Origin of the sequence: Shimia sp., from assembly GCF_049116215.1 — a bacterium.
In the GTDB taxonomy this organism is placed as follows: Bacteria; Pseudomonadota; Alphaproteobacteria; order Rhodobacterales; family Rhodobacteraceae; genus Shimia.
In genome coordinates, this window is sequence record NZ_JAGDZB010000006.1 from 174,843 (window position 1) to 197,792 (window position 22,950).

Consider the following 22,950-nt stretch of genomic DNA (forward strand, 5'->3'; position numbering starts at 1 on the left):
ATGAACCGGTCGATTATTGCCATCTTGCGCGGGGTGACCCCGGGCGAGATCGAAGCCATGGCGGATGCCATCATTGCAGCGGGTATCGATAAGATCGAGGTGCCGTTGAACTCGCCTGATCCATTGCAGAGCATAGAACTTTTGGCGAAAGGGTTTGGGGATCGCGCGCTTGTAGGGGCAGGCACGGTGCTCGAACTTGCTCAAGTGGATGCGGTTGCGGGGGTCGGGGGGAAGCTGATCGTTTCGCCCAATTGCGACACCGGGGTGATTGCGCACAGTGCCAAGCTTGGCTTGGAAAGCTGGCCGGGGGTATTTACGCCAACGGAAGCTTTTGCGGCATTGAAGGCCGGTGCAACTGGGTTGAAGCTGTTCCCTGGCAACATGGCGGGCCCGGGCGGGTTGAATGCCGTGCGGGCGGTGCTGCCAAAAGAGAGCAAGGTGTATGCTGTGGGTGGCGCAGGACCCGAGAACTTTGGCGAGTGGATTGCCGCCGGAGCGGACGGCTTTGGTATTGGCTCGGCGATTTACAAAGCCGGCATGAGCGTGGAGGATGTACGTCAACGGGCAGAGGCCATTGTGGCCGCCTATGACGAGGCATTTGCATGAGCACTATTTTTGATGATCGACCGTGCGCGTTGGGGGAAGGGCCGCTGTGGCACCCAGAACGCAAGCAGCTGTTCTGGTTTGATATTGTGGGCCAACGGATGCTGAGTCAGAAGGATGGTGTGGCGCTTGAGTGGCGGTTTGACGAGCACGTGTCGGCGGCCGGTTGGGTTGATGCCGACACGCTGATCCTGGCTTCGGAAACGGGGCTGTGGAAGTTCTACCTCGATAGCGAAGAGCAGGAGTATCTGTGTTCCTTAGAGGCGGACAATCCGGTGACGCGTTCCAATGATGGGCGGGCAGACCCCTGGGGTGGTTTCTGGATTGGGACCATGGGCAAAAATGCGGAACCCAAAGCCGGTGCGATCTATCGCTACTTCGATGGCGAACTGCACAAGCTGATGCGGGATGTGACAATTTCCAATGCAATTTGTTTCGATAAGTCGCGTGGCTTTGCCTACTACACCGACACGGTCACCAAATTGGTGATGTGTCAAACTTTGGATGCGGAAACAGGCTGGCCGGTTGGAAAAGCAGAGATTTACCTCGACCTCAATGAGGATGGATTGAACCCCGACGGCGCGGTTGTGGATGCGGAAGGCAATATCTGGATTGCGCAATGGGGCGCGGCGCGTGTGGCGGCTTATGATCCAGACGGTAACTTCCTGAAGGCGGTCCCGGTTGGTGGGCAACACAGCAGCTGTCCGGCCTTTGGCGGTGATGATCTTACCACGCTTTTGGTGACCTCAGCCCGCGAGGGCATTGACGAAAAGACATTGGCAGAGGCGCCGGAGAACGGCATGGTCTTTGCCATAGACAACGTTGCCCAAGGGGTGGCGGAACCACGGGTGATTTTATGAAGCAAGAACTGGGCGTTTGTTATTATCCGGAGCACTGGCCGGAAGACATGTGGGTCAAAGACGCGGCGGATATGGTTGCGGCCGGCATCCGCTGGGTGCGGATTGGCGAGTTTGCCTGGAGCCGCATGGAGGCCGTGCCGGGACAGGTGACTCTGGAGTGGCTGGATCGTGCGATAGAGGTTCTGGGTGCGGCTGGCCTTAAAGTGGTTCTGGGCACGCCAACCGCAACGCCACCACGCTGGATGGTCGACAAGCATCCCGACATGCTGGCGGTGGATGAGAATGGCGCGCCGCGCAAATTTGGCTCACGTCGGCACTATTGCTTCAGCCACCAAGGCTATCGCGATGAATGTGCGCGCATCACCCAGATTGTAGCCGAACGCTATGGCAAAAACCCGCATGTGGCCGCTTGGCAGACTGACAATGAATACGGCTGTCACGACACCACAATCAGCTATTCTGAACCGGCCAAAGCGGCGTTTCAAAACTGGTGTCAGGACCGCTATGGCACGGTCGAGGCACTCAATGATGCCTGGGGCAATGTGTTTTGGTCCATGGAGTATGCTTCTGTCGATCAGATCGATTTGCCGAACCTGACCGTGACTGATCCAAACCCTGCGCATGTGTTGGCGTTTCGCCGGTTCACCAGTGATCAAGTGGTGGCGTTTAATAAGGTGCAGGCGGATATTTTGAAGGCGTACACGGATGCGCCGCTGATCCACAATTACATGGGGCGTATTTTGGAATTTGACCACTTTGACGTGGGTGAAGACCTCGATATTGCAAGTTGGGATAGCTACCCAATTGGGTTCCTGTCAGATCGCCTGGAAGCCTCCGAAGAACACAAGGCGCGGTTCCTGCGGCAAGGCGATCCCGATTTTCAGGCGTTTCATCATGACCTTTACCGTGCGGTTGGCAAAGGCCGTTGGTGGGTCATGGAACAGCAGCCCGGTCCGGTAAACTGGGCGCCCTACAACCCGGCGCCACTGCCAGGCATGGTTGCTTTGTGGGCGCTGGAAGCCTTTGCCCATGGCGCGGAGGTGGTTAGCTACTTCCGTTGGCGGCAGGCGCCGTTTGCGCAGGAGCAGATGCACGCGGGCCTTCAAGCGCCGGACGGCGTCGACGCGCCGGGCATGGATGAGGCACGGGCCGTGGCCGGTGTGCTCGACATGTTGAAGGAGCAGGACACGCAACAGGCCGATGTGGCGCTTGTGTTTGACTATGCCTCTGATTGGGCATGGAAAACGCAGCCGCAGGGCGCTGGGTTTGACTACTTTCGACTGGTGTTCTCCGCCTATCGCGGGTTGCGCCGGGCGGGGCTGTCCGTCGATATCGTGAGCGCCGCGCATCGGGACTTCGCTGGTTACAAAGCAGTTTTTGCGCCGGGCCTCGCCACGCTGGACCCCGCTTTGGTTTTGGCGATTTCGGAGGCAGATGCGCTGGCCGTGATGGGGCCGCGGACCGGAGCCATCACCGAAGAGTTCATGATCCCGGCCAAAGGCCGTCCGGGGATGCCTAACCTAGACGTTCGGGTCGATCTGATTGAGAGCCTGCCACCACAAGCCGGTATGGATGTGTCCGGGGGCGGCAAGGTGGAGCATTGGCATGAGCGCTTGTCCGGCGCAGCTGAGGTTCTGTTAAAAACCCAAGACGGGGCGGCCGTGATGATGGGGCAGGACCATCGTTGGTACCTGGGCAGCTTCCCGGATGAGGCGCTGTGGGATCGTGTTGTGTCCATGGCTTGTGAGCAGGCTGGCGTCGCCATGTCGCCAATGCAGGACGGGGTGCGTCGGCGTCGGTTTGGCTCTTATGAGTTTGTGGTCAACTACAACAGCTTCTCCGCCAGTGTTTCTGGCCATCGCGTGCCAGCCTGTGGCGTGCTGGTGTTTGAAGGCAATACGCCGATTGTGGCCTGTGATCTGAGTTCCGGCTAACGGGAAGTCGGCACAAATGAATTGAAGCGGGCGGTGCGAGGGCAGCGCCCGTTTTGCTTTTCAGCCTCCCGTGACGTCATGCTGCGCGGGGATTGATTGCATGGAAAGTTCGTATACGAATTAGGTAAAGCAGTTCGGATGCGAACCAACATGGTCAAACCACCCAAGATATTCCTGCTGATGAACCGGGCCCATGCGGCAATCACCCGCGCGTCTGAACGAAAGACGCAAGCGCTGGCTGATCTGTCGATGCCGCAACACGGCGTTTTGGTGCTCCTGGCCAAGCAGGATGGCCAAACAGTCACGCAGCTCGCTAAAGCGCTCTCGATGCGCAAATCCAGCTTGAGTGGCTTGATTGATCGCATGGTGGAGCGCGGCTTTGTGCGGCGCGTGCGGGAAGACTCAGATGGCCGCGTTGTGAGAATTTATCTGGAACCAGCTGCGGAAAGCTTAGTGCAACGTACGGTGCCCTTTGTGCAGCACGTAAATGGGCTTCTGTTGGCGCCATTTGATGCGGCGGAGCAGGAGGTCATTGGCCGGTTTCTGACCCATTTGGCGGAGAACGCCGAGGATGTGATTGATCAAGCGGAATGGCGCGAGGGGCAAGAGTGATGTTGGATCAAGGTGATGTGACTGTTGAAGAGATCAAATTTCGTGCAGGGGACGGCTGGGAGCTGGCTGGCACGGTCTATCGTGGAGCCGCGCCGCAGGTGGCCATTCTGATCTCCGCCGGCACCGGCTTTCCGAGGCGGTTCTATCGCCACGTAGCCGCCTATTTGGCGGAACGCGGCGCGGTGGTCCTGACCTATGATTTTAGAGGTATCGGCGAGTCCGGGGCAGACAACCTCGCGGTCAGTGGGATCGATTATCCAGACTGGGGACGGTTGGATATGACGGCAGCGCTCGCGCATCTGGAGCACATTGCGCCGCGCCTTCCCCTCACAACTTTGGGTCATAGCATTGGCGGTCAATTTGTCGGGTTTATGCAGAACCATCACAAGGCAACGCGGCACGCCTTTGTGGCTGTGGGCAATGGGCATTGGGGTGTTCACAAGCTACGCAATATGCCGCTGGAGCTGTTTTTCTGGTGGGGCTTTGGCAGCTATTGCCTGGCGCGGCATGGCTATATTCCGGCGGGTGGCTTGTGGGGCGGCGAGGCCTTGCCACCGGATGTATTCCGCACCTGGCGGCGGTGGAGTGCGCGGCGCAGCTATCTTTTGCCGGAACTGGCTGAGGGGCGGTATCCGCATCACTTTGACGATCCGTGCAGCCCCATCCGTGCATGGGTGATGAGCGATGACCCGATTGCAACGGAGACTGCCTGCGGGGATACGCTGAGCCACTATAGCAAGGCTGAGAAGAACTTGGTGGTACGAACACCGAAGCAGCTTGGCACCAGGAAGGTGGGTCATGACGGGGCGTTTCGCAAAGGGCGGGAAACGCTTTGGGAGGAGCTTTGGGAGTGGCTGGCGGAGGGGCAATTGCCGGACGGGGCCAATTCGATGTGATGCTTTTAAAGTGGGTAAATTCGAGGGTTTTGTGGCAATCGAAAATTACCCTGAGTTGAACAAATTTTCACCACGAACTCGTGTGAGCCTGTGTTCCATCCTGTTTTTAGTAATTGGTAACGTAAGGATTGAGCCCATGCAGGACGACTTTCAGAAACGGCTTGAGCGCTTAGAAAAAAAGCGCATCGACGAAGGTGGCATGCAACGTCGCGAAGATGGGTCGGCACCTTGGGAACAATGGGAGAAACAGCCTCGGCCAATGCGACAGCGACGCACTCCGATGTTTGGTCCGATCGCATTGGTGATCAGCCTAGCTATCGCCGGTGGAAGCTATATCTTTTTAGCCAAGAGCGAGATCGGAGCCAACTTTCTCGCGAACCATTTGCCGGACGGGGGAGAGAGCCCGCTCGATGCCGTGTTGATGTCAGGAATCCCTCAAGAACATCTTGAAATGATGACGGATGAGCAAAAGAACATCCTCAAAAGCGCAGGGTCTATGGGCGGGATGATGACCAGCCAAAAATTATACGCGAAAATGGAACAGCAAATACGTGGTCAAATCACCAATGAGGAGCTGGTGGCGTGGATGGAAGCCAACCAAGACCACTACTTGGTGAAAATCGAGCTGGGACGGATGCGGACCGGACTGTAGCGCAAGGAAACTGTCGCCCTTTTGGGCGGCACAACCCAACCAACACCGTTGATTTGCAACAAAAAAGGCCGGCTCCTGAAGGAACCGACCTTTGAATTTGCATGAGATCAGGATCAGACCTTGAGATTTGGAATGATCTGCTTTTTGCGGCTCACAACACCTGGCAGCACAACGGTGTCGCCGGAAACTTCCACGTCAAAAGACTTGGCGGCCACGGTTTTCACCAGATCGTTTGGCACCAGCAAGGTGGACTGTTCGTTCAGGATATCGACCACAAACAGAAGCACCTGCTCGACACCGTCCTCAGATGCCACGGTGGTCATGGTCTCCATCAGGGATGCCTTGCGGTCCAGCACGGTGGCGGGGCTGGTGGTTTCCAGAACCGACACGCGGAACTTGGTGCCGTCCACAGCGTATTCTTTGGAGTCCATGCGCAGCAGCTCTGCGTCGGAGAAAGAAGACACGTCGGATTTTGCAGCAAACATTTCAGCGGCATAAGACGGGATGTCGATGCCCAGATCCGCGGCCAGTTTCTCACAAACTGCCTTGTCGTGGTCGGTGGTGGTTGGGGAGCGGAATTCCAGCGTGTCAGACAGAATGCAGGTCAGCATTGTGCCTTTGACCCAGTCTGGCATGTCGATGTCGCCCATCAGGTCAAACATGATGGTCGCGGTGCAGGCCACGGGACGGATGGTGATGTCGATTGGGCCTTTGGTTTCCAGACCGCCAACCAGCTTGTGGTGGTCGATGATCGCCTGAACATCTGCGCCGTTGATGTTGGCAGGTAGCTCGGCCGGGTTGTTGGTGTCCACGATCACAACAGCGGCGTCGTCTGCCACGTCTTCGATGATCGCCGGCTTTGGCAGGTCCCAGCGGTTCAGCAGCCATGCGGCTTCGGTGTTGGGCTCGCCCAGCAGCTTTGCTTCGGCTGGAGTGCCTTTGATTTCAGACAGATACCACGCCCAGATGATTGGGGAGCCGGTGGAATCGGTGTCGGGGGATTTGTGGCCAAAAACCTGAATTGTCATGTCGCGACGTCCTTAAAAACAAAGAAAACGGAGAAGTTGCGCGCCTTATAGAAGGGCGCGTTGCGTTTGTCACCTGCGGCTTTGGCCCTGCGACCTCGCGGCGCGGTGGGCTGTTGCATTAGGGCGATTTCAGAGGCAATCGGGTGACGGTGAATCCGGCGGTTTGCAGCAAGTTGAGCACACCCTGGTCCCCCGGCAGGTGCATGGCGCCAACGGCCACCAAAGAGGGCGTTGCGGAGAGGTCTTTGGTCAGCACCTCGGCCCAAGCCCTATTGCGGGCGATGATCAAGTCATCCTCGGCCTGTTTTAGCAGGGCGGCGAGGCGGGCTTTGTCTTCATTCTCACCGGCGTTCTTGAAGGTTTCTGCGGTGTTGAATTCCCAGATAAGCTGAATGGTTTCATCCAGATACATGGCGATCACCGAGCCAATCAGATCAGGCGCGGCGAGATCGGTGTCGAGTGACAGGCTCCAGCGCAGGTCGTCCATCTGTTCCTCGAGCGGATCGGAGGCCAGCATGGCGAGTAGACCGTCGATACTGTCGAGCGACGCGGTGGGCAGGTTGTCGGTTTTCGCCATGGCTGCGATCTGCTGGTCGAGGCCTTTTTTGCCTGACTTTACAACGTCAAAGGCGCAGGGCGGCAGCATAAGGGTCATGCCAAGGAACCAAGGTTGGTAGCGGGCCGCAAGGAAGGCGGGCATGCCGCGTTCTTGCAGCTGTACCGCCACGCGGTCCCAGAGATCAGGGCCGAGGCGGTCAATCAGGGACGGGCCGGATTGGATCAGGTAGCTGTCGGGATTTTCTGTCAGGTGACGCTGAAAACCGAGTTGGTCCTCGTCAGTGAGTTCGAGAAAAACCATTTCAGGCTTGGGGGTTAGCTCCTCCAGGCGGGCGACCATGGCGGCGTGTTCCGGCAAGTGCACATGGAAGGTGCCGATCAGATGGCTGACCACACCGTCTTTCTCTGCGCGCCAGAGCAGGCCTTCGGAAAAGGGGACGTCCGCGGCTTTGGCTTTCAGCGTTTGGCGTTCGCTTTCGGGCAAGGACGGATAGACGTTTGGTCCTGCGCAATTGGCCGAGGCGATGCTGCAAATTGACAATAAAAACAAAAGGGTGGTCAAAAAACGCATCGGAACCTCTTGGGTGACATTTGCGCCAAGGTAGCAGGGCAATTGGGAGGCTCAAGGGCGAATGCCGAAGGCGTGGCAAATGATGTGGGCAAGGTGACGGTTTGGCGTTACCAAAGGGCATGGGCAAGATGGCAGAAACCGATCTTTATGCGCCGGTGAAGGCGTGGCTGGAGGCGCGGGGCTTTGAGGTGAAAGCCGAAGTGGGCGCGGCAGATGTAGTGGCGATGAAAGATGGTGAAGAGCCTGTCATCATTGAGTTAAAGACCTCTTTCTCCCTCGTGTTGCTGCAACAGGCGGTCGCGCGTCAGGCGGTGACGGATGCGGTTTATGTGGCGGTGCCGCGCTGGAAAGGGCGCGCGGGTTGGAAGGCGTTTTCTGGCAACATTGGTCTGTGTAAACGGCTGGGGCTGGGGGTGCTGTCGGTGCGGCTCAAGGATGGCGCGGTGGAGGTGCATTGTGATCCTGTGCCGTTTCAGCCGCGCAAGTCGAAGGTGCGTAAGGCGCGGCTTTTGAAGGCTTTTTCCCGTCTTGAAGGCGATCCAAATACGGGCGGTATGCGGGGCGAGAAGGTCACCGTGTATCGTCAGGATGCCGAAAAATGTGCGGTGTTTCTCAATGAAAACGGGGCGTCACGCGGTCGGGATGTTGTCAAAGGCACGGGGGTGGAGAAGGCCACCACGATGATGCGGGACAATCATTATGGCTGGTTTGAGAAGGTTGATAAGGGCGTCTATATGCTGAGTGAGGCCGGTGCGTCTGCATTGGCGCAGGGTGGGGATTAACCGAGTCGTTTTGGGGCAAAAAGCACGTCGGTATTTTGTCGGTATCGCGACTGTTTTGCGGAGGTGCGTTTTTGGACGCAGTGAAGCGGCTTTGAGTGTTCATGCACCGCGCGGTGTTGCGCGGGTTGGCGCAACGGGTGTAGGCGGTTTGGGACCATTCTGAAAGACAGCCCATGACCACCACGCTCATCGTTTTGGCCCACCCCAGCCGACAGTCTTTTAACGGTGCCTGGGCGGAGGCGTCGGCAGCTGCTTGTGAAGCGGTGGGGCATGAGGTGCTGTGGAGTGACCTGTCGGCGCATCAGTTTGAGGCCGTCGAAGGCGCGCGCAATTTTGGGCAGAATGAGGCCGGGCCGTTTGATCCGCTCAAAGCGCATGAGGCTGCGGTGGCTGCGGGCAATGTTCCGGTAGATATGGCGGCAGAGGCCGAAAAGATCCGACGGGCGGATCAGATCATCTTTCATTTCCCACTGTGGTGGTTTGCGCCGCCCGCCGTGCTTAAAGGCTGGTTTGACCGCGCGCTGGTGCATGGCGATTTGCACACAGTGGAGGAGCGGTTTGACACAGGCCGCTGTCGCGGCAAGCGAGCGCTGTTTTGTGTGACCACCGGGGCAGGGGCTGCTGAGCGCGGGCCGGGTGGCAAAGAGGGGGATGTGACCCTGCTGCTGTGGCCGTCGGCCTATACGCTGCGGTATCTTGGGTTTGACGTGTATCAGCCGGAGGTCGTGCATGGGGTGCACGGGTATTTCGAGGGCGCCGAAGAAGCGGAGTTGCAGGTGCGCTTGCTGGGCGTGCTTGAGGGGCAGGTGGGGCTAGTGGATGGCTTAGATGAGCGCCCGTTGATGCGGTTTAATGCAGATGCCGATTTTGATGAGAGTGGCCGTTTGAAGGCCGGGGCGGAGAGTTTTTCGGCGTTTATCAGGTAGCGCGTCGGAGTGCCCGATCTGGACACTCCGGGCAAATTTAGCTGCGCGATGGATAGATGCCCTGATCGGCCACGCAATAGAGTATGCCCTCCGGTGCAAACCTCGTCAGATCAGGGACACCAAAGGTGGTGCGGCCATCGCCGCCATAGTTCGTGCCATACAGACTAAACAGGGCTTGGTTCGTTGCGATGGGAAGTATTTGACCATCTGCCTTGATGTAGCCGCGGGGACAGAACGTGCCACCAAACATCAGAATTTCTCCGATGAAGTCGCCATCGCCTGCCTGAGCGGGTGCGGTGGTGAAAAGTGCGGCGGCAGTGGTGGCGGCGAGGGTGAGGTGTTTGAGCATGAGTGGTCCTGTGGATGGTTGTAGATTGGGAGAGCTTAGAGTGGGATGTAGCGCATTGGGCGGTTTTGTGGGAAATGCAGGCTCTTTTGTCGGGCGTGGCCAGGCAGACTAGAAACGGACTCTTAGCGAGCGGTGAGGTAAATGTAACTTCTGTCATTGAGTATTCGGACGCCAACTTTGACGTTTTCTACGTCCCGACATCGAAAACGGCCATTCTGACCGCCCGATGACCAATTGTACCCAATACCTCTATAGGTGATGAGGTCAAAACCAATGAGTGATCCGCGTTCGGTCAAGTAAACGAAATAACCCTCAACTTCACTCACCGGGACAATGCCGAGGTTTGCAATCGTGGTTCTGTATTGTTCGGGGATAGAGACCTGCATTTCATAAGTGTAAGGCCCAAAGTTGCAAACCACGTCGACGGTGATTGGCAATAGGTCCGCGATAACTTGCTCGGTTCCGGGACTTGGCACAGGCTTCCCAATGGAGCCTCCCAGGAAAAGCGGGTCATCCCCCTTGCAGGAACTCACGCCCCAAATCAAAGCGATCAGTATTAGAAAGCGCTGCATCGATCTCACTCCGCAACCATTAGTTGAGACTCAAGATAGTTTTAGGTGCCAGACATTCAGCGTGGAAATTTTGGGGAGTGACAGTAGGGCAGCTCTTGACCGCGGGTGGGGGGTAAAGCCCCCGCCCATGGGGGCGGTCGGAAGCTGCCTGGCGTGGCCGGACGGACGTTTGACAAAAGAAAAAGGCCGCCCGGAGGCGACCCTTTAATACTTGTCTGGCGGAGGCTTTCGTGACCTTGGCCCGTAGGCCAAGGCACTGTCGCATCACACTTCGCGAAGCGAAGTATGATTACATCATGCCGCCCATGCCGCCCATGCCGCCCATGTCTGGCATGCCGCCGCCGGCTGCGCCGCCGTCTTTGGCTGGCTTATCAGCGACCATGGCTTCAGTGGTGATCAGCAGGCCCGCGATGGAGGCTGCGTCTTCCAGAGCTGTACGGGTCACTTTGGCTGGGTCAATCACACCAAAGGAGAACATGTCGCCATATTCTTCGGTCTGTGCGTTGAAGCCAAAGGTCACGTCTGCGGATTCACGGATCTTGCCCGCAACTACCGCACCGTCAACACCGGCGTTCTCAGCGATCTGACGCAGAGGCGCTTCGATGGCTTTGCGCACGATCACGATACCAGCGTTCTGGTCAGCGTTTGCGCCTTCCAGACCTTCGAGCGCTTTACCGGCCTGAACCAGAGCAACACCACCACCAACGATCACGCCTTCCTGTACGGCTGCGCGGGTCGCGTTCAGGGCGTCATCAACGCGGTCTTTGCGCTCTTTCACTTCCACTTCGGTCATGCCGCCAACGCGGATCACAGCAACACCGCCTGCCAGTTTGGCAACGCGCTCTTGCAGCTTCTCACGGTCGTAGTCGGAAGAGGTTTCTTCGATCTGAGTGCGGATCTGGCCAACACGTGCTTCGATCTCAGCTTTCGAACCGGCACCGTCAACGATGGTTGTTTCGTCTTTGGTGATTTCGATTTTCTTGGCAGTGCCCAGCATGTCCATGGTCACGGACTCAAGCTTCATGCCCAGATCTTCGGAGATCACCTGACCACCGGTCAGAATGGCGATGTCCTGCAGCATGGCTTTGCGACGGTCGCCGAAGCCAGGTGCTTTCACAGCAGCAATTTTCAGGCCGCCGCGCAGTTTGTTCACAACCAGTGTCGCCAGCGCTTCGCCTTCAACATCTTCCGCGATGATCAGCAGAGGCTTCTGGGACTGGATCACCTGCTCGAGCAGTGGCACCATGGACTGCAGGGAAGACAGTTTCTTCTCGTGCAGCAGCACCATGCAGTCGTCCAGATCAGCGATCATTTTGTCTGCGTTGGTCACGAAGTAAGGGGAGAGGTAGCCGCGGTCGAACTGCATGCCCTCGACAACATCGGTTTCTGTTTCCAGACCTTTGTTTTCCTCAACGGTGATCACACCTTCGTTGCCAACTTTCTGCATCGCGTCTGCGATCTGCTGGCCGATTTCTGCTTCGCCGTTGGCGGAGATGGTGCCAACCTGCGCAACTTCGTCGGAGTCTTTAACTTCGCGTGCGGAAGACACGATGCCTTCAACAACTTTGGACGTCGCGAGGTCGATGCCGCGCTTCAGATCCATTGGGTTCAGGCCAGCTGCAACCTGCTTCAGGCCTTCTTTGACGATGGCTTGTGCCAGTACAGTCGCGGTGGTTGTGCCGTCGCCTGCTTCGTCGTTGGTGCGGGAAGCAACTTCCTTCACCATCTGTGCGCCCATGTTCTCGAACTTGTCTTCCAGTTCGATCTCTTTGGCGACAGAAACACCATCTTTGGTGATGCGTGGTGCGCCGAAGGATTTCTCCAGAACAACGTTACGGCCTTTTGGGCCGAGGGTCACTTTAACGGCGTCTGCCAGTACGTTCACGCCGCGCAGCATTGCGTTGCGCGCATCGGTGTCAAATTTGACGTCTTTTGCCATGATATTGGCTCCTAAATTCGTAAATGTCGGTCAGACGATCAGGCAATGATGCCCATGATGTCGGATTCTTTCATGATCAGCAGCTCTTCACCGTCAACGGTGACTTCGGTGCCGGACCATTTGCCGAACAGGACTGTGTCGCCTGCTTTGACGTCGAGCTCAACGCGCTTGCCAGCGTCGTCACGCAGGCCTGCGCCTACGGAGACTACTTCGCCTTCGGCTGGTTTTTCTTTGGCGCTTTCTGGAATGATCAGACCGCCGGCGGTTTTTTCGTCGCTTTCAACGCGGCGTACAAGCACGCGGTCATGCAGAGGTGTAAAAGCCATGACTAGGTTTCCCTATCTAGAGTATCTCCCTGACTCCTCAGCGGAGTCGTTATCACTCCCCGTAGGCGAGTGCTAACGGCGAAAGAGGTAGGGGGCGTTTGGGGGGGAGTCAACGGCGTTGCGTGAAGTTTTTTGTGCGGAGTGGGCGTAGCGTTTAGCCGGAAGGGACAAAGGAGGCGGCTTGGAGGCCTGCAAGGCCTTAGCCTGACAGGTGTTTTGCCAGACTTTCCATGTGGCGCATATCGGTGCCGCAACAGCCGCCAAGCACACGGAGGTAGGGATGGTTGTGCTGCAGATCTGCCAAATTTTGACCAAATTCGGCTGGATCCCCCGCGTCGAGCTCTGTGGCGTGGTCCAGTTCCGCATGGCTGCACCGCGAGGCGTTTGCGACAATACCGCCAATGCGACGGGACCATGGCGCGTCGGTCAGGACATCCGCAAAATGATCCGGGTGGGCGCAATTGATCATAAAGTAAGCGGCATAGCAGTCCGTGGCGGCATCAACCTGTCTGATGGCGGCTTCCAAAGTGCCGCCGGTTGGCAGGTGGCCATTGGTTTCCACTGTGAAGGCAATCACGCAGGGCATGTAATAGTCACGGCACGCCTGCAAGATGCCAATCGCCTCGATTGGGTCCGCCATTGTGTAGGCGGTGATTAGATCGGTGTCGGTTGCGGCAAGCGTGGCGATTTGGCGGATATGATAGGCCGCCGACTCGTCAACGGTCATTTGGCTTGCTGGCGCATAGGCGTCAAAGCGCGGGCCGATGTTGGCGCTGATGAGGGTTGGGGCGCTGCCAAGCGTGCTGCGGAGGTCTGACAGAAGGGCGATGGCGGCGAGGTTGGCTGTTGCGATGGTGCGGGCATCATACCCCAGGGGTGCGGCACGGTCAGCGCTGGCCACCCAGGTGGCGCTTTCCAGGATCACGCCGAGGTTGGCGCGAGAGGCAATGGCCGCGAGGTCAGTGGCGTAGCGCGTGAGATGGGCGCGACCCTTTGGCGTCTCAAGCAAAGGGAAACTGGCGAAGCCGGGCAGGTCGACACCTTGGGTGAAAATCAGGTCGGTTTCCATACCAGTGTAGGTCAGATAAGCCTGAGTGCCTTGATGGGGAAGGGGGCGTGGCATGCGGGGCCTTGGTGAAGTGCAGTTAGGGCCAGCTTAACACGATGTGGCCGGCTTGTATCTTCATGGATTTACAAACCGCTTTTGCGCTCTAAGGTTCCGGAGACAGATGGCGAGGCAAGGAACTCCTGCATGCAGATCACCGCAAATGGTATTCAGATTGAAGTGGAGGCCTATGGGCCTGAAGACGGCGTGCCATTGGTGCTCATTCGCGGGCTGGGGTCGCAGCTGATCCATTGGCCGGTCGCGTTCTACGAAGGGCTTGCGGCCGCCGGCTATCGCGTGGTGCTGTTTGACAACCGCGATGTGGGCCTGTCGCAACGTTGTCCCAAAGACGGGGTGGTCAGCGGGGCCGATGAGATCATGGCCGCGGCTTTGGCGGGGGAGCCCGTGCCTGCGGCTTACCGGATAAACGACATGGCGAAAGACGTGGTTGGGGTGATGGATGCACTGCGCATTGAGAAGGCCCATGTGTTTGGCATGTCCATGGGCGGCGCGATCACGCAGCTGTTGTGTTTGGACCATGCGGAGCGCCTGTTGAGTGCCACGATTGTGATGGCCACCGCGCGGACGTTTTCAGAGCGGGGTGGCAATGCGGAATGGCTGGCAACCTTGTTGGCGCGGGATGTGGACCGCGAGACCCACATCGCAAATTGCATTGCCGAATATGATAATTGGGGCAGCCCGGCGTATCCAATGACCGAGGAGGAGGTCGCTGATCAGGCGGCGCAGGCCTATGATCGCGCGTTTGATCCGGAGGGCATCAACCGGCAGGTGCTGGCGGTGATTGCCTCCACCGATCGGCGTCAGGATCTCACTAAAGTGACCCTGCCGTGTCAGGTGATCCATGGCACTGAGGACACGCTGATCCCGCCGGAGGCCGGGGCGGAGATTGCCGGGTTGATCCCAAATTGCGACCACCATCAGATTGATGGCATGGGGCATGTGATCACGCCCAAGCAAGCGCCGATGTTGATTGAGATGATGCAGGATTTCATCACCCGTCGCGGCCGGTAACCCGGCAGGTTGTTGTGTCGCGGGCGCGGGCCTATGTTTAGAGCATCTTTGATGGAGGTTTTATGGCCCAGAAACTGGATGCCTGATTTTGGCGGGTGGCAGAGCGCCCACCCGGTGCACATTCAAAACAGCAAAACCGGCGCATTTGCGCAGGGCTGTTCGTTTGTGCCTCTTCTTTTTTCTGATACGTTATGGCCAAGCCAAGATAGGCGCGGCCAATCCATGAGAGTACCTCAACAATGACACGGGACTATTCCCAATTTTTGCCAACACCTGGCGCGTCTGAAACCAAAGCACCTAAGCGCGCACCGTTGGACATCCTTGGCTGGCAATCGTTTTTTGCCCAGCAAACCGATCTGGATATCTTGAACGCCACGCCGCCGGTGCGGGTGGTGGAAGTACACCGCAATGGCCTGCGCGTGCGGGGCGACGGCATCGACGCTTTGGTGCCGCCCGGGCCCGACGCCACTGTGGGTGACTGGCTGCTGTATGACGCCGAGTTGCCGATGCGCAGCGACGTGCTGGAACGCAAGAGCCTGTTCAAGCGACGGGCCGCCGGGCATGATCGCAGTATTCAAATGATTGCCGCCAATGTGGACACGGCTTTTGTGGTCACCAGCTGCAACAATGATTTTAACGTGGCGCGGCTTGAACGCTATCTGGCGTTGGCCTTTGAGGCAGATGTGACGCCGGTGATCCTGCTGACCAAGGCGGATTTGTGTGACGACACAGCGACCTATGTGGCGGAAGCGCAATCCATTTCGGATCGGGTGCCGGTGGTGCTTTTGAATGCCAAAAGCGAGGAACCGGCAGAGAAATTGGCCGATTGGTGCGCACCGGGACAAACCATTGCATTTCTGGGCACGTCCGGTGTTGGCAAATCCACCTTGGTGAACGCTCTGTTTGGCTCTGAGCAGACCGAAACTGGTGGCATCCGCGAAGATGACAGTCGGGGACGGCACACCACCACCAGCCGACAGCTGCATTTCACCGACGCTGGTTTGGCCATTCTGGACACGCCGGGCATGCGCGAATTGCAGTTGGCGGATGCGGGTGATGGTCTGGCGGATCTGTTTTCTGACGTTGTCGAATTGGCCACACAGTGCAAGTTTCGTGACTGTGCACATGAGAGTGAGCCGGGATGTGCGATACGGGGGGCCATCGAAGCAGGCACGTTGGATGCCGCGCGGTTGGAACGCTGGCGTAAGCTGGAAGCGGAAGAACGGCACAACACCGCCTCGCTGGCGGAAAAGCGGGCTTACGACAAAAACTTCGGCAAGATGATCAAGACCGTGACCAAGGCGCACAAAGGCCGCAAAGGACGGCGCTAGGCGCCGACTACACTGATGAGATCAAGCGATTGCGGCGTGCGGAGTGATCCGCGCGCCGTTTTGCTGCGTATCTTATGCAATTCATCCTGAAATGCGACGGGAGGCGCGGGCCGGATGCATATGAGATTGCCAATACGCGAACGGGTTCTGATGGCGTTGCTGAGTGGCGCCGTGATGTTGGGCTGGGCGGCAAGTGCGTCGGCCAATCCTGCAACTCCGGCCCCGGAAGTACGCAGCTTGCTGGGTCAGCCACAAGAATTGGGTGCGGGTCAATTCCGATGGCTGGGTTTCAAGGTTTATGATGCGCAAATGTTTGCACCACAGGGGCAGGGGTTTGACCGCAACGGGTCTTACGCGCTGGAGATCGAATACGCCCGAAAGATCAAACGCAAAATCCTGCTCAAGGCCAGCATGGACGAGATGGCTCGGATTGAAGGAAAGAGATCCGACCACGGGCAAATTCAACAAAAGTTGAACGCTTGCTATCGCGATATTCAGTCAGGCGACCGGATCGTAGCCTCGCCCAAAGGGGGAAATGCCCTGAAGTTTTGGGTGAATGGAAAGAGCACCTGCACGCTACAGCACAAGGGCATTCGGGATCGCTATATGGCGATCTGGTTGAGCGACAAGGCGCGGGATCGCGGCTTTGCGCAACAGGTTTTGGCCAGTCAGAAGTAACGCTTTTTCCGGATCTACCCTTATCCCCAGCACTGTGGTTCGCTTTTCGCAGTGCACGGAGTAGAGCGTGAATTATCTGACCGGCCAACCGTCTCCGCCTTAGAGTTTGGTCCTTCTCAGGCGGAGGCAAGCGTGTGACCCGGCTTGCTTGCTCCGCCGGGTCACACGTGTCACGTAAGACTTCATGAAATTGTTCTTATTGACCGCTGTGACGATGACGGCCTTTGCCGCGAACTCTGTCCTCAATCGCGCTGCCGTAAGTGGCGCGGGTATGGAGGCGGTGGACTTTGGCGTGGTGCGGCTGGTCAGCGGGGCGTTGGCCCTGACAGTTCTTGTGGCCTGGCAGAAGCGTGGCTTTGCGCTGGGCGGTGTGGGCCGCGGTGTCGCTGTGGCGGGGTTGCTGGCTTATATATTCGGCTTTTCTCTGGCGTATCGGGGCTTGGACGCGGGCTTGGGCGCTTTGGTGCTGTTTGGCGTGGTGCAGATCACCATGTTTGGCGGCGCAGTGGTGGCGCGCGAAGAGGTGCCGATGTCGCGATGGTTGGGCGCTGCCTTGGCGCTGGGCGGATTGGTCTGGCTGTTGGCGCCGACCGGTGGCCCCGCGATTTCGGGTGCGCATGTGGCGATGATGGCGGGCGCGGGGCTTGGCTGGGGCATCTATTCATTGCAAGGGCGCAAAGAGGTGGACGCGACGCAAGCCACGGCGATGAATTTCATTTTGGCGGCACCGGTGGCTTTGGTGCTGGGCGCAGCGCTAGGCGTGGACATGAAGATGCCAGCGGAGGGCGTAGCGTTGGCGGTAGTGTCTGGCGTGGTGACCTCGGGGCTGGGCTATGCGTTGTGGTATGCGATTCTGCCACGATTGGGCGCGAGTCGGGCAGCGGTGGCGCAATTGTCTGTGCCGGTGATCGCGATGGCCGGCGGCATGGCGTTTTTGAGTGAGCCGCTGACACTGCGCTTTATGGGCGCGGCGGTGCTGGTGATTGGCGGCGTGATGGTGTCGATGCGCAAGGTGTGAGGCATTTTGCCGGGGCGCGCAGGCCCGTTGTTTAGAACTTCAACAACGGTTCTAACGAGTCGTAGTGCACGCCGTCACCCCAGGCCGCGTCCGGCAGGCTGAGCGGGCGATAGGAAATCTGGTCCATGTCCGCGCGGCTAAAGAAACGGCGTTTGGAGACGATTTTTTCCGGGTCCTGCCAGCTTTCGTCCAGCGCTCCATCTGTGATGGTGCAGCGGAAGAACAGATCGACCTGATGAAAATCGCTCTCCTCATCGTGGAACTCGTTGATCAGGCAGGGAGCGCCAACCGAGACAGTGAGACCACATTCCTCGTGCACTTCGCGGATCAGGTTGTCGGCCAGGCTGCTGTGTTTTTCGACGCCACCACCGGGCGCACACCAGAGCGCGCCTTTGTGATCGGGGTAAGCGTTGACCAGCAAGAGGCGGTCCTCATGCAGGATCACGGCGCGGGCGGCGAGACGCAAGGGGCGCGACTTTGGTGGGCGAGGGGTTGCCATTGGGCCGCTTTCTGAAACGTTTTTGCTTTTGTAGGCCCCCCTTAGGCCCTATCTCAAGTCTATGGTTCGATTTTTGAAAATAGCAGCGGTGCTGGCTTTGGGGCTAGGCACGCAGAGTTTGGCAGAGCAACAGACGGCGGAGGCAGAGGCCGCGCCGCAGGACTGTGTGATCCTGCTGCACGGGTTGGCGCGTTCTGAGAGTTCCTTTGTTTTGATGGAACTGGCGCTGGAGCGCTATGGCTACAAAGTGGTGCGGCTGGGATATCCTTCGACAAAGAAAGAGATAGAAAGCCTTGCCGATATGACGCTGCCCAAGGCGGTGGCGCAATGTGGCTGGACCAAAGTGCATTTTGTCACCCACTCGATGGGCGGTATTCTGACCCGCGTATGGTTTGAGAACCACCGCCCGCCAGAGCTTGGCCGTGTGGTGATGTTGGGGCCACCCAACAAAGGCTCGGAATTGGTGGATGAATTTAGCTATCTGGAGCCGTTTGTCTGGCTCAACGGCCCGGCGGGGATGCAGCTTGGCACCGATGGGCTGCCTGCGAACCTGCCGCCGGTGGATTTTGAGCTGGGGGTGATTGCCGGAGACAAGTCGCTCAACCCCTATTACAGCAGCCTGATTGCCGGGCCGGATGACGGCAAGGTCTCGGTGGAAAGCACCAAGGTGGAGGGCATGGCGGACCACATTGTGCTGCCAGTGACTCATACGTTTATGATGAACAATCCGATGGTGATTGTGCAGGTGCGTGAGTTTTTGGAAAACGGTGCCTTTGACCATGATCTGGAGTGGGGGGACGCGGATGCCACGCTGCGGGAATTGCAGCGGATCATCGACGTGGATGGGGATCCGGAGGCGGAAAAAGAAGATGACTTGTGGGACCGGATTTGGAGCGAGATCCTGGGGCCAGGCAGTGCAGCACAGCATGGTGTGAGCGACAAATGACGGATTTGGTTTTGCAAGGCGCAGAGGTGCTGCGCCCCGATGGGTTTGCACAAGGACCGCTGGGAATTGTTGCTGGCAAGATTGGGGAGGCAAGCGGCGCGCGGGCGGTGGACCTGCGCGGGTATCACATTCTACCGGGTATCGTTGATCTGCATGGCGACGGGTTTGAGCGGCATCTGGCGCCACGGCGTGGGGCGATGAAAAACCTTGGTGACGGGCTGGTGTCTGTGGATGCGGAACTGGCGGCCAATGGGATCACCACAGCGGTGCTGGCGCAGTTCTGGAGCTGGGAAGGCGGGATGCGCTCGCCAGATTTTGCACGCCGGTTTTTAGAGGCTTTGTCGGCAACAGAAGGGCTGCGCACGGAGATGTTGGTGCAGCTGCGGTTTGAGAGCCATTTGCTGGAGGATTACACCGCGTTTGAGGCGGCGGTGGCCGCGTTTGACGTGCCCTATGTGGTGTTCAACGATCATTTGCCACATGGGGCTTTGGCCAAGGGAAAGAAGCCGCCACGTTTGACCGGTCAGGCGCTCAAAAGCGGGCGCAGTCCGGAGGCGCATCTGGCGTTGCTACAGGCGTTGCATGCGGTCACGGAGTCTGTGCCGGAAGCGGTGGCGCGGCTGGCGGCGCGGTTGACGGAGAAAGGCGTGAAGCTGGGCAGCCATGATGATGACAGCGCAGCGACGCGGGAGACCTGGCGGGGCTGTGGTTTGTCGATCAGTGAGTTCCCCGAGACTTTAGAGGCAGCTGAGGCGGCCAAGGCGGCGGGTGATCCGGTGGTGATGGGCGCGCCCAATGTGGTGCGCGGCGGCAGCCATTCCGGCAAGGTTTCGGCAGCGGAGATGGTTGCGGCGGGATTGGTGGATGGCTTGGCGTCTGATTACCACTATCCCGCGCCACGGCAGGCGGTGCTGCGACTGGTGGAGGATGGTGTCTGTGAGTTTGCAGAGGCCTGGGCCTTGGTGTCGGCCAAGCCTGCTGAGGTGTTGGGATTGTCGGATCGCGGCACATTGGACCCCGGCAAACGCGCGGACCTGGTGATTTTGGATGCGGAGAGTGGTCGTATCGGGGCCACTTTGGTTGGCGGTCACGTAAGCTTTATGGCGGGCGATGCGGCTGCACGGTTTATGGGGTAGGGGCTTTGCCCCGTCACCGCGGCGCGGTGACTCCCCAGGATATTTGGTGACTGTGAAGGTGGTATGCCATGCGAGATTTTGAGTTCGGGGATTTGCAAACGGTGCCGCGGGAGGTTTTAGCGGCGCAAATGGCGGATGCGCGGGTGGCGGAGCATTTGCCGCTGTTGGATGGCGCGTTTGACGTGGAGGCGTTTTTAAACGTCAAGGCGCAGCGCTGGGCGCAGGACAGGCTGGGCCATTGGGCGATTTGGCAAGGTGACACTTTTCTCGGCTGGGGTGGCTTTGAGAAAGAAGAGGATGTTTGGGATTTTGGGCTGGTGCTTGTGCCTGCGGCCTTTGGGCAAGGGCTGGCGATCACGCGGCAGGCGCTGGCCTTTGCGCGGGAGGATGCGCGGATTGAAACGGTGCAGTTTCTGCTGGCCCCAACCCGGCGGTCGGTGAAGGCTTTGACGCGGATGGGCGCAAAGGAGGTGGGGGAGGTCCACTATGGTGGGCAGACCTTCCGCCGGTTTTTGCTGGATATGCGGGATTAATCGCGTTTGATGCGGTTGACGTGGCCCATTTTACGGCCCGCTTTGGTGTCCGCTTTGCCATAGAGATGCACCGCGGTGTCGCGCTCTTGCAGCAGCGCGGGCAGTTGATCCATGTCGTCACCAATCAGGTTTTCCATGACCACATCGCTGTGCCGCTGACCATCGCCCAGCGGCAGGCCAGTGACGGCGCGGATGTGTTGTTCAAACTGATCGACAGCGCAGCCGTTTTGCGTCCAGTGGCCGGAGTTGTGCACCCGCGGGGCGACTTCGTTCACAATCAGGCCGTCTTTGGTGACAAAGAGCTCCACGCCCATCACACCAACATAATCCAGTTTGTTCAGGATGTTGGCGGCGAGCAGAACTGCGTCCATGCGCTGGCCTGCGGAGAGGCGGGCGGGCACAGTGGTGGTGGCCAAGATGCCGTCTTTGTGCACGTTTTCGCCTGGATCAAAGCAGGCTACCTGACCGTCCAGACCGCGGGCGGCAATCACGCTGACTTCGTGGGAGAACTCGACGAAGCCCTCCAGCAGGGCAGGAGAGCCTGCCATATCGGCCAGAGCCGCGTCGGCATCTGCAGCGGTTTTCAGGCGGGCTTGGCCCTTGCCGTCATAGCCGAAGCGACGGGTTTTTAGGATGGCTGGTGCGCCGATTTCAGCCACGGCCTGGGCCATGCTGTCGGCGTCACTCACGTCTGCGAATGGCGCAGTTTTCAGGCCAAGCTCTTGCAGGAAGGTCTTTTCCGTCAGACGGTCTTGGGACACCCGCAGTGCTTCGCGGTTGGGACGGATCGGCTTCTGGCTTTCCAGAATGTCCAGCGCGGCGGTGGGGATGTTTTCAAACTCGTAGGTGATGACATCCACAGAGGCCGCAAACGCGCGCAGGGCGTCGGTGTCCTCATAAGAGGCTGTGGTGACGGCATTGGCCACCTCACCTGCAGGTGGGTTGGCGCCGGGCTCAAAGATGTGGGTTTTGTAGCCGAGACGGGAGGCGGCGACGGACAGCATGCGGCCAAGTTGGCCACCGCCAAGGATGCCGATGGTGGAACCGGGTTTAAGCGCGTCAGTCATCTTGCGGTTCATCCGGAATGGAGGCGGAGAGGGCGTCGCGCCAGGCGTCCAGACGTTCGGCCAGATCGGCGTCTTGCAGCGCCAGAATGCCAGCGGCCATCAGGCCCGCGTTGGCGGCTCCAGCGGCGCCGATAGCCATGGTGGCAACCGGGAAGCCTTTGGGCATCTGCACAATGGAATAGAGGCTGTCGACACCGGAAAGTGCGCGGGTTTGCACCGGCACGCCCACCACCGGCACACGGGTTTTGGAGGCCATCATGCCGGGCAGATGGGCTGCGCCGCCCGCGCCTGCGATGATCACCTGAAGGCCCCGACCGGCGGCCTCTTTGCCATATGTCCAGAGGCGGTCTGGGGTGCGGTGGGCGGAGACAATCTTTTTCTCGTAAGAAATGCCCAGCTCTTCAAGGATGGTGGCTGCTTCTTTCATCGTGGGCCAGTCAGACTGGCTGCCCATAATGATTCCAACTTGAGGTGTGTCCGTCATATGCGCCTCTGAGATGAGAATTTGGATCGCGTTATAGACGGTTCATGGATTTAAGCAATGCGGCGGGTTGGATCCGCAAAATTGCCAAACGACCTGCCCGAAGTGCTTCAGGTTGCGGCATCGGTGCAAGTGCTAGCTGCTTAAAAAACGCAAAAGCACCCTGCCAAATTGTAAGATGCTTTGCGGAAATACGAGGTGTGGCGGGTGCTTTGGGGGGCTTTTAGGCCGCCTGCTTCAGCGTTACGCCTTTGCGCTTTGCGATGAAAGCGGCGCGGCGTGTGCCACGGGCCCATGGCATTTGTGGCGCGTTTTTTTGGGATGCTGCAACTACGGATTTAACGAAGCGGCTCTGGGATTTCATGTCTGCTCTCCTTGGCATGTCTTGGTCTCTTGGGGACCATTGTTTCCAACTTGAGATCAGTCTCGTGTCGAAATGGGGCAGAGATGCGGCAGGATTGGTCAGATTTGAGGAAAATAGAGAGACAAATCTGCGGTATTTCCGAAAACCTCTTA

Annotated in this window: 25 protein-coding genes; 15 read left to right on the forward strand and 10 right to left on the reverse strand. The window is 58.5% G+C overall.

Going from position 1 to position 22,950, the window contains the following annotated elements; all coding sequences use genetic code 11:
- From JXR15_RS17410 to JXR15_RS17435, 6 genes are all read left to right on the forward strand, one after another.
- The gene (locus JXR15_RS17410; RefSeq protein ID WP_422054468.1) at positions 1 to 606 is read left to right on the forward strand and encodes a 2-dehydro-3-deoxy-6-phosphogalactonate aldolase; all 606 of its coding nucleotides are present in this window, start codon (positions 1 to 3) and stop codon (positions 604 to 606) included.
- Entirely contained in the window at positions 603 to 1,463 is an 861-nt protein-coding gene (locus JXR15_RS17415) for an SMP-30/gluconolactonase/LRE family protein (RefSeq protein ID WP_422054469.1), read from the forward strand. The genes JXR15_RS17410 and JXR15_RS17415 overlap by 4 nt, the downstream gene beginning before the upstream one ends.
- A complete protein-coding gene (locus JXR15_RS17420; protein WP_422054470.1) occupies positions 1,460 to 3,397 on the forward strand; it encodes a beta-galactosidase in 1,938 nt (645 codons plus the stop codon). Before JXR15_RS17415 ends, JXR15_RS17420 begins: the two co-directional genes overlap by 4 nt.
- A 150-nt stretch (positions 3,398 to 3,547) precedes the next feature.
- Positions 3,548 to 4,009: a MarR family winged helix-turn-helix transcriptional regulator gene (locus tag JXR15_RS17425; RefSeq protein ID WP_422054471.1), complete on the forward strand. Its 462-nt coding sequence runs from the start codon at positions 3,548 to 3,550 to the stop codon at positions 4,007 to 4,009.
- The gene (locus tag JXR15_RS17430) at positions 4,009 to 4,905 is read left to right on the forward strand and encodes a serine aminopeptidase domain-containing protein (RefSeq protein ID WP_422054472.1); all 897 of its coding nucleotides are present in this window, start codon (positions 4,009 to 4,011) and stop codon (positions 4,903 to 4,905) included. Before JXR15_RS17425 ends, JXR15_RS17430 begins: the two co-directional genes overlap by 1 nt.
- A 136-nt stretch (positions 4,906 to 5,041) precedes the next feature.
- The gene (locus JXR15_RS17435) at positions 5,042 to 5,557 is read left to right on the forward strand and encodes a hypothetical protein (protein WP_422054473.1); all 516 of its coding nucleotides are present in this window, start codon (positions 5,042 to 5,044) and stop codon (positions 5,555 to 5,557) included.
- A 113-nt stretch (positions 5,558 to 5,670) separates the two neighbouring features.
- On the opposite strand, the gene JXR15_RS17440 is transcribed toward JXR15_RS17435, so the two are convergent.
- The gene (locus JXR15_RS17440; protein ID WP_422054474.1) at positions 5,671 to 6,585 is read right to left on the reverse strand and encodes a manganese-dependent inorganic pyrophosphatase; all 915 of its coding nucleotides are present in this window, start codon (positions 6,583 to 6,585) and stop codon (positions 5,671 to 5,673) included.
- A gap of 118 nt (positions 6,586 to 6,703) precedes the next feature.
- Positions 6,704 to 7,714 carry a TraB/GumN family protein gene (locus JXR15_RS17445; RefSeq protein WP_422054475.1) on the reverse strand — a complete coding sequence of 337 codons (1,011 nt, stop codon included), beginning with the start codon at positions 7,712 to 7,714 and terminating at the stop codon, positions 6,704 to 6,706.
- Between the two features lie 101 nt (positions 7,715 to 7,815).
- Here JXR15_RS17445 and JXR15_RS17450 point away from each other — a divergent pair, with 101 nt between their 5' ends.
- Together JXR15_RS17450 and JXR15_RS17455 are read left to right on the forward strand one after the other, a co-directional pair.
- Positions 7,816 to 8,496 carry a DUF2161 domain-containing phosphodiesterase gene (locus tag JXR15_RS17450; RefSeq protein WP_422054476.1) on the forward strand — a complete coding sequence of 227 codons (681 nt, stop codon included), beginning with the start codon at positions 7,816 to 7,818 and terminating at the stop codon, positions 8,494 to 8,496.
- A gap of 173 nt (positions 8,497 to 8,669) precedes the next feature.
- Entirely contained in the window at positions 8,670 to 9,422 is a 753-nt protein-coding gene (locus tag JXR15_RS17455; protein WP_422054477.1) for an NAD(P)H-dependent oxidoreductase, read from the forward strand.
- Positions 9,423 to 9,459: 37 nt separating this feature from the next.
- Here JXR15_RS17455 and JXR15_RS17460 read toward each other — a convergent pair whose 3' ends face one another.
- The 4 genes from JXR15_RS17460 to JXR15_RS17475 form a co-directional block, all read right to left on the reverse strand.
- The gene (locus JXR15_RS17460) at positions 9,460 to 9,771 is read right to left on the reverse strand and encodes a phage tail protein (RefSeq protein ID WP_422054478.1); all 312 of its coding nucleotides are present in this window, start codon (positions 9,769 to 9,771) and stop codon (positions 9,460 to 9,462) included.
- Positions 9,772 to 10,632: 861 nt separating this feature from the next.
- Positions 10,633 to 12,285 carry a chaperonin GroEL gene (gene groL / locus JXR15_RS17465; protein WP_422054723.1) on the reverse strand — a complete coding sequence of 551 codons (1,653 nt, stop codon included), beginning with the start codon at positions 12,283 to 12,285 and terminating at the stop codon, positions 10,633 to 10,635.
- Between the two features lie 35 nt (positions 12,286 to 12,320).
- Complete coding sequence (locus tag JXR15_RS17470) at positions 12,321 to 12,608, reverse strand: co-chaperone GroES (protein WP_422054479.1); 288 nt, start codon at positions 12,606 to 12,608, stop codon at positions 12,321 to 12,323.
- Positions 12,609 to 12,807: 199 nt separating this feature from the next.
- On the reverse strand, positions 12,808 to 13,731 hold the full coding sequence (locus JXR15_RS17475) for a homocysteine S-methyltransferase family protein (protein ID WP_422054480.1): 924 nt from the start codon (positions 13,729 to 13,731) through the stop codon (positions 12,808 to 12,810).
- A gap of 129 nt (positions 13,732 to 13,860) precedes the next feature.
- Here JXR15_RS17475 and JXR15_RS17480 point away from each other — a divergent pair, with 129 nt between their 5' ends.
- From JXR15_RS17480 to JXR15_RS17495, 4 genes are all read left to right on the forward strand, one after another.
- Positions 13,861 to 14,745: an alpha/beta fold hydrolase gene (locus JXR15_RS17480; RefSeq protein WP_422054481.1), complete on the forward strand. Its 885-nt coding sequence runs from the start codon at positions 13,861 to 13,863 to the stop codon at positions 14,743 to 14,745.
- Positions 14,746 to 14,984: 239 nt separating this feature from the next.
- Positions 14,985 to 16,076 carry a ribosome small subunit-dependent GTPase A gene (rsgA, locus tag JXR15_RS17485; protein ID WP_422054482.1) on the forward strand — a complete coding sequence of 364 codons (1,092 nt, stop codon included), beginning with the start codon at positions 14,985 to 14,987 and terminating at the stop codon, positions 16,074 to 16,076.
- Between the two features lie 120 nt (positions 16,077 to 16,196).
- On the forward strand, positions 16,197 to 16,754 hold the full coding sequence (locus tag JXR15_RS17490) for a chalcone isomerase family protein (protein WP_422054483.1): 558 nt from the start codon (positions 16,197 to 16,199) through the stop codon (positions 16,752 to 16,754).
- A gap of 184 nt (positions 16,755 to 16,938) precedes the next feature.
- Complete coding sequence (locus JXR15_RS17495; RefSeq protein ID WP_422054484.1) at positions 16,939 to 17,772, forward strand: DMT family transporter; 834 nt, start codon at positions 16,939 to 16,941, stop codon at positions 17,770 to 17,772.
- Between the two features lie 31 nt (positions 17,773 to 17,803).
- On the opposite strand, the gene JXR15_RS17500 is transcribed toward JXR15_RS17495, so the two are convergent.
- The gene (locus JXR15_RS17500) at positions 17,804 to 18,271 is read right to left on the reverse strand and encodes an NUDIX domain-containing protein (protein ID WP_422054485.1); all 468 of its coding nucleotides are present in this window, start codon (positions 18,269 to 18,271) and stop codon (positions 17,804 to 17,806) included.
- Positions 18,272 to 18,344: 73 nt separating this feature from the next.
- On the opposite strand from JXR15_RS17500, the gene JXR15_RS17505 reads away from it, so the two are divergent.
- From JXR15_RS17505 to JXR15_RS17515, 3 genes are all read left to right on the forward strand, one after another.
- Positions 18,345 to 19,217, forward strand: a complete 873-nt coding sequence (locus JXR15_RS17505; RefSeq protein WP_422054486.1) for an esterase/lipase family protein — start codon at positions 18,345 to 18,347, stop codon at positions 19,215 to 19,217.
- Entirely contained in the window at positions 19,214 to 20,353 is a 1,140-nt protein-coding gene (locus JXR15_RS17510; RefSeq protein WP_422054487.1) for an alpha-D-ribose 1-methylphosphonate 5-triphosphate diphosphatase, read from the forward strand. The genes JXR15_RS17505 and JXR15_RS17510 overlap by 4 nt, the downstream gene beginning before the upstream one ends.
- Before the next feature lie 68 nt (positions 20,354 to 20,421).
- On the forward strand, positions 20,422 to 20,886 hold the full coding sequence (locus JXR15_RS17515) for a GNAT family N-acetyltransferase (protein WP_422054488.1): 465 nt from the start codon (positions 20,422 to 20,424) through the stop codon (positions 20,884 to 20,886).
- Here the strand turns inward: JXR15_RS17515 and JXR15_RS17520 are convergent.
- The 3 genes from JXR15_RS17520 to JXR15_RS17530 form a co-directional block, all read right to left on the reverse strand.
- Positions 20,883 to 21,953: a 5-(carboxyamino)imidazole ribonucleotide synthase gene (locus JXR15_RS17520; RefSeq protein ID WP_422054489.1), complete on the reverse strand. Its 1,071-nt coding sequence runs from the start codon at positions 21,951 to 21,953 to the stop codon at positions 20,883 to 20,885. The two genes, JXR15_RS17515 and JXR15_RS17520, sit on opposite strands and share 4 nt — an antisense overlap.
- Positions 21,946 to 22,437 carry a 5-(carboxyamino)imidazole ribonucleotide mutase gene (gene purE, locus JXR15_RS17525; RefSeq protein ID WP_422054490.1) on the reverse strand — a complete coding sequence of 164 codons (492 nt, stop codon included), beginning with the start codon at positions 22,435 to 22,437 and terminating at the stop codon, positions 21,946 to 21,948. The genes JXR15_RS17520 and purE overlap by 8 nt, the downstream gene beginning before the upstream one ends.
- A 220-nt stretch (positions 22,438 to 22,657) precedes the next feature.
- On the reverse strand, positions 22,658 to 22,798 hold the full coding sequence (locus JXR15_RS17530; protein ID WP_422054491.1) for a hypothetical protein: 141 nt from the start codon (positions 22,796 to 22,798) through the stop codon (positions 22,658 to 22,660).
- Positions 22,799 to 22,950: the final 152 nt, after the last annotated feature.